This window comes from Thalassobaculum sp., from assembly GCF_040219615.1.
Taxonomy (GTDB): domain Bacteria; phylum Pseudomonadota; class Alphaproteobacteria; order Thalassobaculales; family Thalassobaculaceae; genus Thalassobaculum_A.
The window spans coordinates 368,784-380,804 of sequence record NZ_JAVJSE010000041.1 but is presented as its reverse complement, the minus strand read 5'-3'; the positions used below and the strand labels follow the sequence as shown (position 1 = coordinate 380,804).

Below are 12,021 nucleotides of genomic sequence, written 5' to 3'. Positions count from 1 at the left end.
GGTCAATCGGGGCACGCGGGTCGCCACTCCTTTGGGATACCGGTTCGCAAGGTTCGACGGGGTTTGGTACCGCAGTCGCCGTGGTGGAACAACCGCGCCGATCGGCCAGCTTCGGCGAGAACGGCAATCGACCATGCAGTCCAATGCACGTTTAGTGAGAATTAACTGAAAATGCAATTGATCTTGCGCAACAATTGAGTTGCCAAGGTGCGCGAACTATACTTCGCTGAACAGATCGGCCCACAGGTGGGGATGGTCGTCGACATGTTCGACTTCCTGAAGATATCCAGCAAGAAGCCCGTCAAGCGGCCAGCCGCTCCGCGCGGCAGGCCGGCGGCGCCGGTGTCCAAGGGAACGGTGAAGATCGACAAGTACGTCTTCAACATCCGGGAGTTGAACCACAAGGGCTTCATTCTCGATCCCTACGACAAGGACATCATTATTACCGGACAACGGTTCCGCTTCGAGATCAATGCCATGGACGGCGAGGACATCTACAAGGGGCGGGCCGAGGGTATCGTGACCAAGATCGCCAACGGCGCCCTGGCTGCCGCTTTCCTGACCAAGTTCTTCTGAGCGTCGAGTTGTTCGGTCGCCGGGTTTCCGACATACTTCACCCATGACCGAGCGCGAGAAGGCCCTGAAGCTGCTGCGAGCCCTGCGAAAGCGGGTGAGCCCGGATGTCCTGGCCCGGGCCCAGCAGGCGGCCCTGATCCAGATCGGGCAGGCGCCGGCGGCCGAGCCGGAGAATGAAGCGTCCCGGCTGTTCAAGCTCGCGCTCGCCAACGGCGGCGCCCGTCGCGTCGAGGTTCTGCAGCACCTCGAGCGGAAATTCCGGCACAAGCTCAACTGACATCGAACGTTCCGGCCTTGGCCGCTCCGGTGCCCGTCGGCATCGCTCAGGCGGCGTTCCGCTGCTCCACCAGCACCGCTTCCGCCAAGGCGTCGATCTCCGCCGCGTGGTTGTAGACCTGCGCCGAAACCCGGGCCCACAGGCCGCCGGCCAGGGCATTGATCGGGACCTGGATGCGGCGCTCGTCGAGCAGTCGCCGCCGCATCTCGAGCCCCTGGGCCTGGGTCGTGCCGAGGCCGTCGGGCAGCCGGACGGTGATCATCGAGCCGGTCAGGCCGGGCGGCGCGCCGACCTCGGTCCCCCATGCCTCGGCCAGCCGACGGCCGGATTCGACGGCAAGGTTGTGGTTGTGCTGGCGCACCCGGTCGACCCCCAGCCGTTCGAGGAAGGCGAGGGCATCCGGCAGGGCCAGTTGCGGCGATGCGTCGCGCGTGCCGACCCAGTCGAACTCGGCCACGAAGCCCTGGCCGTAGCCGTGGCTGATCACCGTCGGGTGCAGGGCCTCCCTGACGGCGTCGGCCGCCCACAGGAACGCGCAGCCCTTCGGGGCGAACAGCCATTTGTGGCAGTTGCCGGTATACCAGTCGGCCCCGATGGCCGGCAGATCGATCGGCAGCATCCCCGGGGCGTGGGCACCGTCGACCAGGGCCGCGGCGCCGGCCTGCTTGGCCGCCGCCACCATGGCGGCTACCGGCAGGACAAGGGCGGTCGGCGACGTCACGTGATCGATGATCGCCACCCGGGTACGATCGGTCAGACCGGCGCTGAAGGCCCGCAGGATCGAGTCGTCCGCATAGGCCGGGAACGGAAGCTGGATCTCTGTCACCTTGGCGCCGCTGCGCGACGCCACCCAGCGGACCGTATTCTTCACCGCGTTGTAGGTCTGGTCGGTGATCAGGATCTCGTCGCCACGCTTCAGCGTCAGCGACCGCAGGATCGCGTTCACCGCCTGGGTCGCGTTCTCGACCATCGCGATGCTCCGGCCCGGCACGCCCAGATGCACCGACAGTCGCTCGGCGGCGACTCGCAGTCCCGGTCGGAACTCGCGCTCCATGAACCGACTGGGTTCGGCCTCCAGCCGATCCTGCCAGCGGCGCTGCGCTGCCGTCACCAGTTTCGGTGTGGCCCCGTAGGAGCCGTGGTTGAGGTAGACGGCGCCGTCCTCGAGCTGGAACAGCCGGCGGGCAGGCGCACCGAAAGCGGGAGCGTCGGACATGGCGCGATGGTGGCGCGAATTCGGAACGCGCGCCAGATCCCGCAGAGTTCTCCGCGGCGGCGACCGTCACGTGAAAGATGCGCAGTGGCGAGGCGCTCTGCTAGGGTGACGGCAAGGCCGGCAAGGAGTGCCCGTTGGGCTGGTTCGAGGGTTTCGAGACCCGTGACGTCGCGACGTCCGGAACGTTGATCCACACCCGATGCGGCGGCTCCGGCCCGCCGGTGCTGATGTTGCACGGTCATCCCGAGACCCACCTCATGTGGCGTCATGTGGCGCCCCGGCTGGCCGAGCGTTTCACCGTCGTGGTCGCCGACCTGCGCGGCTACGGCTCGTCCGGCAAGCCGCCGACCGATCCCGATCATGCGCCCTACGCCAAGCGCGCGATGGCCCTCGACATGGCCGAGGTCATGGCGGCCTGGGGCCATGACCGGTTCGCGGTGGTCGGCCACGACCGCGGCGGCCGGGTCGCCCATCGGCTGGCGCGCGACCATCGCGACCGGGTGACGCGCCTGGCGGTGCTGGACATCTGCCCGACGCTCGACATGTACGAGCGGGCCGACATGGCGTTCGCGCGGGCCTACTATCACTGGTTCTTCCTGATCCAGCCCTACGACCTGCCGGAACGGATGATCGGCGCCGACCCGGCCTACTACCTGGGCCGGATGCTGGGTCGGGCCGAGGGCGGGATCTTTCCGGTCGAGGTGACCGCCGAGTACCTGCGGCACTTCGCCCGGCCGGAGACGATCCATGCGATCTGCGAGGACTATCGGGCCTCGGCGGGCGTCGACCTCGAGCACGACCGCGCCGATCGCGACCGCCTGCTGACCGTCCCGATCCTGGCGCTCTGGGGCGCCGACGGCCTGGTCGGGCGCACCTACGACGTGCAGGCGGTCTGGCAAGGCTACACGTCGGCTCCCGTGAGAGCGGCGGCACTGCCCTGCGGACACTACCTGCCCGAAGAAGCCCCGGCCGAGACCCTGGCCGCACTGTTGCCGTTTTTGGAAGGCTAACCGAGCGCCATGCCCTTGTTCTCACGCCTGCGCGCCTATTTCTTCGCCGGGATCCTGGTCACTGCGCCGATCGGGATCACCCTGTACCTGACCTGGCTGATCATCGATTTCATCGACGGTCAGGTCACCCCGTTGATCCCGGCCCGCTACAATCCCGAGACCTATCTTCCGTTCGGCGTGCCCGGGCTCGGATTGATCGTCGCGGTGATATTCCTGACCCTGGTCGGCGCCCTGACCGCCGGCCTGGTCGGACGCTGGCTGATCCGGCTGTTCGACCGGCTGATGCAGCGCATGCCGGTAGTCCGCAACATCCACAGCGCGCTCAAGCAGATCCTCGAGACCGTCCTGGCACAGCAGTCCAAGGCGTTCCGCCAGGTCGTGCTGATCGAGTACCCGCGCCGGGGAATGTGGGCGCTCGGTTTCATCACCGGCGACACCGTCGGCGAGGTCCAGCACCTGACCGAGGACGATGTGGTCAACGTGTTCCTGCCGACCACCCCGAACCCGACCTCCGGGTTCCTGTTGTTCGTACCGCGATCCGAGGTCTTCGTGCTCAGCATGACCGTAGAGGAGGGCATCAAGATGGTGGTGTCCGGGGGATTGGTGACCCCGCCGGACCGCCGGCCGGCGGCCCTGCAGGAGCAGCCGAAGATCCCTTCGGCGACTGCGGCCGGGCAGGACCGGGAGCGGACACCGGTCGCCTGAAATTCATTCGCGCGGCATCAATGGAGCGTTAACCATCCTGCGCTATTGAAGACGAACGCCGTGCGCTGCGTGCGGCGTCAGTCGAAGCCTGCGCGTGAAATGAATGCCCGCCAAGTCGCCGAGCGGTCGCCTGATCGAAACGACCGAGCCGACGTCCGTTGAACGACGTCCGGTGGACGAGCGCGTGGCCGACGGTGAGGTCCGGTCGGAAGCGGTCCGCCTGCTGTTCCGCTCGCCGTTCCCCGCTCTGGCGAACCTGGCGGTCGCCTGCCTGCTGGCGTTGGTCGCCTGGGGTTCCGTTCCGACCGGAATCCTGTCGTCGTGGCTGCTTGCCATGACGGTAGCGACCGGTGGCCGTTTCGCGCTTTGGCGTCGGTTCCGGCGCTCGCCCGGGGCCGCCTGCGACGCTCCCCGGTGGGAGCGCCGGCTGCAGGTCGGGGTCGCCATCACCAGCCTGCTGTGGGGCCTCACCGGGATCGCGGTCGCCACCTTGCAGCTGCCGATCCAGGTCGAAGGGGTCATCGCGATCTCGGTCGGCGGCATGATCGCCGGGGCGGTGTTCTCGATGACGGCCAGTACCGCCGTGTTCCGGACCTATGTGATTCCCTCGGCCGTCGGGCCGATCCTCGGCTTCCTGGCGGTCGCCGACCGCGACCACGTCGCGATCGCCGGCATGGGCGTCGTCTACCTGCTCGTGGTGCTGCTGTGGGGTCGCGACGCGGAACGGGCGATCGCGACCGGGATCCGCCTGCGGCTCGAGAACGAGGCGCTGGTCAAGGATCTCCGCCGGGCCCGGGAACAGGCCGAGGCCGCCGAGATCCTGAAGCGGGAGAGCTTTGCCAATCTGGGGCACGAGCTGCGGACACCGCTGAACGCCATCATCGGCTTCGCACAGTCGCTCGAGGCCGAGCTGTGGGGACCGCTGGGCAGCCCGCGCTACCGGGAGTACGCCCAGGCCATCGGCGACAGCGGCCGGCATCTCTTCGAACTCATTCAGGGGATCCTCGACATTGCCCGCCACGATGCCGGCATGCTCGAGCTCGACGAGGATCGATTGGACCTCGCGGCGCTGGCGCGGACCTGCGCCGGGATGCTGGACGGAACGGCCCGTAGCGGTGGGGTCACCCTGACGGCAGAGGTTCCGACAGACGGCCTGCCGGTGACCGCGGATGCCACCAAGATGCGCCAGATCGTCATCAACCTGCTGGCCAACGCCGTCCGGTTCACACCCGCCGGCGGGCGGGTCTCGGTGAACGTGGAGCGTCGCGAAGACGGCCAGATCGAGCTACGGGTGGAGGACAACGGGATCGGCCTGGCGCCGGAGGACGTGCCGCGGGCGCTCGAGCCGTTCATCCAGGTCGCGCACCACGGCCGGCGCAACCACGGCGGCGCGGGCCTCGGCCTGCCGTTGTCCAAGCGTCTGGCCGAGCTGCACGGCGGCCGGCTGGAGATCGACAGCAGCCTGGGTTCGGGAACCGTGGTCCGGGTGCTGTTGCCGGCCGAGCGGGCGGTCGGACCCGACTGAGGTCAGGCGCCGCGCAGGTACCGGACGGCGGCGTCGCGCTCGAACAGATAGAGCAGGGTGCGGGCGGCCTGACCGCGCGGGCTCTCCAGTTCGGGGTCCTGGTTCAGCAGCAGCCGGGCATCGTCGCGGGCCACCGGAAACAGCGACGCGTGCGCGGCCGGATCGGCGAGCCGGAAGGTCGGCAGGCCGCTCTGGCGGGTCCCCAGAACCTCGCCGGCACCGCGCAGCCTCAGATCCTCCTCGGCGATCCGGAACCCGTCCTCGCTCTCGCGCATCACCGCCAGCCTGGCCCGGCCGGCCTCCGACAGCGGCCCGCCATACAGCAGCAGGCAGGTCGAGTCCTTGTCGCCGCGCCCGATCCGGCCGCGCAGCTGATGCAGCTGGGCGAGACCGAATCGCTCGGCATGCTCGATCACCATCACCGTGGCGTCCGGCACGTCGACGCCGACCTCGATCACCGTGGTCGCGACCAGCAGGTCGACGGCGCCGTTCTTGAAGGCGTCCATGACCGCGTCCTTCTCGGCCCCCTTCATGCGCCCGTGCACCACGCCGACCCGGTCGCCGAACCGCCGCTTCAGGGTCGAGGCGCGCTCCTCGGCGGCGGCCACGTCCAGTTTCTCCGACTCCTCGACCAGCGGGCATACCCAGTAGACCTTGGCACCCTGGTCGAGCTTGCGGGCGACGCCCTCCACCACGTCGCCCAGGCGGTCCAGCGGCAGGGTGCGGGTGTCGATCGGCCGGCGGCCGGGCGGCTTCTCGGTCAGCCGCGACACGTCCAGGTCGCCATAGGCGGTCATCAGCAGGGTGCGCGGGATCGGCGTGGCGGTCATCACCAGCGTATCCACGGCCTGGCCCTTGCCGCCGAGGCTCATGCGCTGGTGCACACCGAATCGGTGCTGCTCGTCGATCACCGCCAGGGCCAGGTCGCGGAACTCCACGCCCTCCTGGAACAATGCGTGGGTCCCGACCGCGATGGCGGCGCTGCCCTCTGCGATCCGGCCGACCACGGCGGCCCGCGCCTTGCCCTTGTCGCGGCCGGTCAGGATCTCGACCCGCACGCCGGCCTTGCGGGCCAGCGGCTCGATGGTCGCGAAGTGCTGGCGGGCCAGGATCTCGGTCGGCGCCATCAGGGCGGCCTGGGCGCCGCATTCCACGGCGTTCAGCATGGCCAGCAGGGCGACCACGGTCTTGCCGCTGCCGACGTCGCCCTGCAGCAGCCGCAGCATTCGGCTGTCGGCCGCCATGTCGCCCTCGATCTCGGCCAGCGCCGAGCGCTGCGCGCCGGTCAGCGCGAAGGGCAGGGCGGCGATCGCGGCGTCGCGCAGCCGGCCGTCGCCGCGGACCGACCGGCCCTTCTGGCGCTTCATGCGGGCCCGCACCAGGGCGAGCGCCAGCTGGTTGGACAGGATCTCGTCATAGGCGAGCCGGGTCCGCGCCTGGGTCGACGGCTCCAGGTCGGCCGCGTCCTGTGGGGCATGGGCTTGCCGGATGCAGTCGTGCCAGCCCGGCCAGCCGCGCTGGCCGACCAGGGACGGGGCGATCCACTCGGGCAGTTCCGGCAGGCGTTCGAGCGCGGCCTCGACGGCGCGCCGCAGGGTCCGGGGCGGCAGGCCCTCGGTGCTCGGATAGGACGGCTCGACGATGCGGATTTCGTCGGCCTCGGCCTCCGGCACCACGTGGTCGGGATGCGGCATCTGGGCGCGGCCCTGGAAGCGCTCGACCCGGCCGCTGACGACGCGCCGCTCGCCGACCGGCAGCAGCTTCTCGAGCCAGTCGCCCCTGGCGTGGAAGTACACCAGGTCGATGTCGCCGTGACCGTCGGTGCAGACCACCCGGTACGGCCCGCGCCGGTTGGGATTCGGCTGGTGGCGCAGCACGGTCAGGGTCAGGGTCGCGATCCGCCCGTCCGGGGCCTCGGGAATCGGCGGCGCTGGCCGGCGGTCGACCACGCCCGAGGGCAAGTGCCAGAGCAGGTCGACAACCTGGGCGCCGGCCGCCTTCTCGATCAGCTTGGCGTAGCGCGGGCCCACGCCCTTGAGGCTGCCGACCTCGGCGAACAGCGGGAAAAGAAGCTCGGGGCGCACGGTCGATGATGTCCACGGCTGATTGCGGGTTGCCGACACTGGCCGCCGGCCGGCCCAGGCTTTATATCCTACGCCTCATCGATCCGGAGAGAGGAGACGGCCATGGCCGTGGTGCTCGACGCCCGGCGCAAGCGCCTCTACTACCGCAGCGCCTACACCGGCACCAAGGAGACCGACGTGCTCCTGGGGGCCTTCGCCCAGCGCCATCTGGCGGAACTCGACGAGCAGCAGCTCGACGACTACGAGAAGCTGCTCGAAATCGACGACCCGCGGCTCTACAAGTGGATCACCTCCCAGGAGACGCCGCCCGCCGAGTACGATACGCCGGTGCTGCGGCTGATCCAGGCCTTCGAGCTGACCGATTGACCCGCACCCGCCGCCCCTCATGACCCTGAACCTGTCGCCGTTCCCCGCCGCCGTCGGCCGGGTGACCATCGCCTCCGCGCCGGAAGGCCTCGACGCGATCGCGGTGGTGCGCCTGTGCCGGGAACGCGGCCGGGTGCTGCACGTGGCCCGCGACGACGCCCGCCTGGCCACCCTGGCGCGGACCATCGCCTTCGTCGACCCGGCGCTGCCGGTGCTGAGCTTCCCGGCATGGGACTGCCTGCCCTACGACCGGGTGTCGCCGAACGGCGAGATCGTCAGCCGGCGGGTCGAGACCCTGGCCGAGCTGTCGGCCACGGCGCCGGATGCCGGGCCGCTGGTGGTGCTGACGACCGTCAACGCCATGCTGCAGCGGGTGCCGCCGCGGCGGTATTTCGACGGGGCCTCGCTGACCCTCAAGGTCGGCGAGGAGATGCCGCTCGGCGACCTGCTGGCGATGTTCACCCGCAGCGGCTACGGCCGGACCGACACGGTGCGCGAGCCGGGCGAGTATGCGGTCCGCGGCGGCATCGTCGACGTCTTCCCGACCGGCATGGACGAGCCGGTGCGCCTGGATTTCTTCGGCGACGAGCTGGAGGCGGCGCGGCGCTTCGACGCCATGACCCAGCGGACCACCGGCAGCCTGGACCGGGTGGTGTTCCGCCCGGTCGGCGAGACCCTGCTCGACGACTCGTCGATCCAGCGCTTCCGGTCCGGCTACCGCAACCAGTTCGGGGCCGAGGTGGCTGCCGACCCGGTGTACGACGCGGTCTCGGCCGGCCAGCGCCACGGCGGCATGGAGCACTGGCTGCCGCTGTTCCACGACCGCATGGAGACCCTGCTCGACTATGTCGGCGAGGTCGCCGTCACCCTCGACTACCAGGCCGAGGAGGCGGCGGCGACGCGGTTCGAGCAGATCGCCGAGTATCACGACGCGCGGCGGCAGATGATGCGGTCCGGCGGCGCCGAGTCGGGCGGGATCTACCGGCCGTTGCCGGTGGACGCGCTGTACCTGGCGCCGGACGAGTGGACGGCGCTGCTGGCCGACCGGGCGGTCGGCGCGATGACCCCGTTCGCGTCGCCGCCGGGCGCGGCGGTCATCGACCTGGGAGCGACCGGCGGGATCGACCTGGCGGAGGCCCGGACCCGCGGCGGCTCGGCGGTCTACGACGCCACCCGCGACGCCATCGCGGCGGAGCTGGTCGCCGGCCGCCGGGTGATCGTCGCGGGCTACAGCGACGGGTCGCGCGACCGCCTGGCCAGCCTGCTGCGCGACCACGGGCTGGAGCCGATCGAGCCGGTCGACAGCCTGTCCGAGGTCGGCGACCTGCCGGCCGGCACGGTGGCGGCCGCGGTGCTGCCGCTGGAGCGCGGCTGGCGGCACGACGGCATCACCCTGGTGGCCGAGCCCGACGTCGTCGGCGAGCGCATGGCGCGGCCGTCGAGCCGCCGGAAGCGGCGCGGCGAGGAGTTCCTGCAGGAGGTCGGCGCGCTCGACGCCGGCGACTACGTGGTGCATGCCGAGCACGGCATCGGCCAGTATCTCGGCCTCGAGACCCTGGAGATCGGCGGGGCGCCGCACGACTGCCTGCGGCTGGCCTATTCCGGCGGCGACAAGCTGTTCGTGCCGGTCGAGAACATCGACGTGCTGTCGCGCTACGGCTCCGAGGACAGCAACGCCCAGCTCGACAAGCTCGGCGGCGCCGCCTGGCAGGCCCGCAAGGCGCGGGTCAAGAAGCGGCTCCGCGACATGGCCGAGGGGCTGATCGCGATCGCCGCCGAGCGCGAGCTGCGGCGCACCGAGCCGCTGTATCCGCCGGCCGGGGCCTATGACGAGTTCTGCGCCCGGTTCCCGTACACCGAGACCGACGACCAGCTCAAGGCGATCGACGAAGTGCTGGGCGACATGGCGTCGGGCCGGCCCATGGACCGGCTGGTCTGCGGCGACGTCGGCTTCGGCAAGACCGAGGTGGCGCTCAGGGCCGCTCTGGTCGCTGCCATGCAGGGCTTCCAGGTCGCGGTGGTGGTGCCGACCACCTTGCTGTGCCGCCAGCATTTCCGGGCGTTCCGGGACCGTTTCCAGGGCCTGCCGATCCGGATCGAGCAGCTGTCCCGGCTGGTCACGCCGAAGGACGCCGCGGAGATCCGAAAGGGCATCGCCTCGGGCGACGTCAACCTGGTGGTCGGCACCCACTCGGTGCTCGCGAAGCAGATCGCCTTCGACAATCTCGGCCTGCTGATCGTCGACGAGGAGCAGCATTTCGGCGTCGCCCAGAAGGAGCGGCTCAAGGACCTTCGCAAGGAGGTCCACGTGCTGACCATGACCGCGACGCCGATCCCGCGGACCCTGCAGATGGCGCTGTCGGGCGTGCGCGAGCTCAGCCTGATCGCCACCCCGCCGGTCGACCGGCTGGCGGTGCGCACCTTCGTGATGCCCTATGACGGGGTGATCATCCGCGAGGCGATCCTTCGCGAGCGCTATCGCGGCGGCAAGACCTTCTACGTCTGCCCGCGGGTCGAGGACCTGGCGCGGGTCCAGGAGCGGCTGGTCAAGCTGGTCCCCGAGGTCAAGGTCGGGGTCGCCCACGGCCGCATGACGCCGACCGAGCTGGAGGACGTGATGACCGCCTTCACCGACGGCGGCTTCGACGTGCTGCTGTCGACCAACATCGTCGAGTCCGGCCTCGACATCCCGAACGCCAACACCATCGTCATCCACCGCGCCGACATGTTCGGCCTCGCCCAGCTCTACCAGCTGCGCGGCCGGGTCGGGCGCTCGAAGACCCGGGCCTACGGCTATCTGACGACGCATCCGAGCAAGGTTCTGAACCCGACCGCCAAGCGCCGCCTCGAGGTCATGCAGACCCTCGACAATCTGGGTGCCGGTTTCTCCCTGGCCAGCCACGACATGGACATCCGGGGTGCGGGCAACCTGCTCGGCGACGAGCAGTCCGGACACGTCAAGGAGGTCGGCATCGAGCTCTACCAGGAACTGCTGCGCGAGGCGGTCGAGGCCGCCAAGTCGGGCGAGGGACTGGACGCCGAGGAGGGCGCCTGGACGCCGCAGATCGCCATCGGCATGCCGGTGATGATCCCCGAGGCCTACGTCCCCGACCTGTCGGTTCGGATGAGCCTGTACCGCCGGATCGCCACCCTGTCGGACGAGCACGAGATCGACGCCTTCGCGGCCGAGCTGGTCGACCGCTTCGGCGCCATGCCGTCGGAGGTCGAGAACCTGCTGAAGATCGTCGCGATCAAGCGGCTGTGCCGGGCCGCCGGCGTGGAGAAGGTCGACGCCGGTCCGAAGGGCGCGATTTTGGCGTTCCGCAACAACGACTTCCGCAACCCGGCCGGGCTGGTGTCCTTCATGCAGAAGCAGGCCGGCACCGTGCAGCTGCGGCCCGACCACAAGCTGGTCTACCGCCGGCCCTGGGACAAGCCGGAGCAGCGGGTCGTCGGCCTGACCCGGTTGATGCAGGAACTGGTGGCGGTCGCGGCCTGAGCGGCCGCGAAGGGTCAGGCGAGGTTGGCGGCCGGCGGGCGGTTGGCGGCTTCGCTGCGCACCAGCTCGAACAGCGGGTAGAACGCCTCCGGCTCCTGTGCGCCCGCGAGCGCGTAGTGCCGGTCGAAGATGAAGCAGGGCACGCCGTTGATTCCGCTCTCGTAGGCGAAGCGGGTCTCGGCCAGCACGTCGGCCAGGCCCTCGTTGCTTTCCAGAAAGGTCGCGGCCTCGCCGCGCGACAGCCCGACCTCCTCGGCAAGGTCGGCCAGCCGGTCCAGGTCGCCGAGATCCACGCCCTCGCTGAAATAGGCCACGAACAGCCGCTCGACCAGCGGGTCGCCGTGGCCCAGGGCGGTGGCGAACCGGATCAGCCGGTGGGCCCGCACCGTGTTGGGGGTCTGGGTGATCAGGTCGAAGCGAAAGTCGATGCCCTCGCGCTGGCCGTTCTGCCGGATCGTCTCGTAGATCTGGCCGGCGCGCTCGGCACCGCCGAACTTGGCTTCCAGGTACAGATGCCTCGGCATGCCCTGGATCGGCATGTCGGGATTCAGCTGAAAGGCGCGCCAGCAGGTTTCGACGTCGCCCTGCGGCCGCTCGCGCAGCGCGCGCTCCAGCCGGCGCTTGCCGATGAAGCACCACGGGCAGATCACGTCGGAGAAGATATCGATGCGCATCGTTGGGACCGTAACGCGGACAGGCGTCGACACTCAACCCGCTCGACTTGACGATGTCGCGCGGCCGCGAAACCCTAGCACGCGCCACG

10 protein-coding genes are annotated in these 12,021 nt (G+C 69.9%); 7 read left to right on the top strand and 3 right to left on the bottom strand.

What is annotated here, in order from left to right:
• Positions 1-207: 207 nt before the first annotated feature.
• Together RIC31_RS24760 and RIC31_RS24755 are read left to right on the top strand one after the other, a co-directional pair.
• On the top strand, positions 208-576 hold the full coding sequence (locus tag RIC31_RS24760; RefSeq protein ID WP_350114541.1) for a hypothetical protein: 369 nt from the start codon (positions 208-210) through the stop codon (positions 574-576).
• 43 nt (positions 577-619) lie between these two features.
• The gene (locus tag RIC31_RS24755) at positions 620-853 is read left to right on the top strand and encodes a hypothetical protein (RefSeq protein ID WP_350114539.1); all 234 of its coding nucleotides are present in this window, start codon (positions 620-622) and stop codon (positions 851-853) included.
• Positions 854-899: 46 nt separating this feature from the next.
• Here the strand turns inward: RIC31_RS24755 and RIC31_RS24750 are convergent, their stop codons facing one another.
• Positions 900-2,069, bottom strand: a complete 1,170-nt coding sequence (locus RIC31_RS24750) for an aminotransferase class V-fold PLP-dependent enzyme (protein WP_350114536.1) — start codon at positions 2,067-2,069, stop codon at positions 900-902.
• 134 nt (positions 2,070-2,203) lie between these two features.
• Between RIC31_RS24750 and RIC31_RS24745 the strand changes: the two genes are divergently transcribed.
• From RIC31_RS24745 to RIC31_RS24735, 3 genes are all read left to right on the top strand, one after another.
• Entirely contained in the window at positions 2,204-3,079 is an 876-nt protein-coding gene (locus tag RIC31_RS24745) for an alpha/beta fold hydrolase (RefSeq protein WP_350114533.1), read from the top strand.
• Between the two features lie 9 nt (positions 3,080-3,088).
• Positions 3,089-3,784: a DUF502 domain-containing protein gene (locus RIC31_RS24740; protein WP_350114530.1), complete on the top strand. Its 696-nt coding sequence runs from the start codon at positions 3,089-3,091 to the stop codon at positions 3,782-3,784.
• A 184-nt stretch (positions 3,785-3,968) separates the two neighbouring features.
• Positions 3,969-5,309, top strand: coding sequence for a sensor histidine kinase (locus RIC31_RS24735; RefSeq protein ID WP_350114527.1), 1,341 nt, complete (start codon positions 3,969-3,971; stop codon positions 5,307-5,309).
• 2 nt (positions 5,310-5,311) lie between these two features.
• Here the strand turns inward: RIC31_RS24735 and recG are convergent, their stop codons facing one another.
• Entirely contained in the window at positions 5,312-7,393 is a 2,082-nt protein-coding gene (gene recG, locus RIC31_RS24730; protein WP_350114524.1) for an ATP-dependent DNA helicase RecG, read from the bottom strand.
• 102 nt (positions 7,394-7,495) lie between these two features.
• Here recG and RIC31_RS24725 point away from each other — a divergent pair, with 102 nt between their 5' ends.
• Together RIC31_RS24725 and mfd are read left to right on the top strand one after the other, a co-directional pair.
• Positions 7,496-7,759 (top strand): FAD assembly factor SdhE, encoded by a 264-nt coding sequence (locus tag RIC31_RS24725; RefSeq protein ID WP_350114521.1) that lies wholly within the window; start codon positions 7,496-7,498, stop codon positions 7,757-7,759.
• Between the two features lie 19 nt (positions 7,760-7,778).
• On the top strand, positions 7,779-11,258 hold the full coding sequence (gene mfd / locus RIC31_RS24720) for a transcription-repair coupling factor (RefSeq protein WP_350114518.1): 3,480 nt from the start codon (positions 7,779-7,781) through the stop codon (positions 11,256-11,258).
• A 14-nt stretch (positions 11,259-11,272) separates the two neighbouring features.
• On the opposite strand, the gene RIC31_RS24715 is transcribed toward mfd, so the two are convergent.
• Positions 11,273-11,932 (bottom strand): DsbA family oxidoreductase, encoded by a 660-nt coding sequence (locus tag RIC31_RS24715; RefSeq protein ID WP_350114515.1) that lies wholly within the window; start codon positions 11,930-11,932, stop codon positions 11,273-11,275.
• Positions 11,933-12,021 lie beyond the last annotated feature (89 nt).

What these genes read in the sequence shown, in the direction of transcription:
- RIC31_RS24755 (WP_350114539.1), top strand. Translation starts at nt 620, where the DNA reads ATGACCGAGCGCGAGAAGGCCCTGAAGCTGCTGCGAGCCCTGCGAAAG.
- RIC31_RS24750 (WP_350114536.1), bottom strand. Translation starts at nt 2,069, where the DNA reads ATGTCCGACGCTCCCGCTTTCGGTGCGCCTGCCCGCCGGCTGTTCCAG.
- RIC31_RS24740 (WP_350114530.1), top strand. Translation starts at nt 3,089, where the DNA reads ATGCCCTTGTTCTCACGCCTGCGCGCCTATTTCTTCGCCGGGATCCTG.
- RIC31_RS24725 (WP_350114521.1), top strand. Translation starts at nt 7,496, where the DNA reads ATGGCCGTGGTGCTCGACGCCCGGCGCAAGCGCCTCTACTACCGCAGC.
- mfd (WP_350114518.1), top strand. Translation starts at nt 7,779, where the DNA reads ATGACCCTGAACCTGTCGCCGTTCCCCGCCGCCGTCGGCCGGGTGACC.
- RIC31_RS24715 (WP_350114515.1), bottom strand. Translation starts at nt 11,932, where the DNA reads ATGCGCATCGATATCTTCTCCGACGTGATCTGCCCGTGGTGCTTCATC.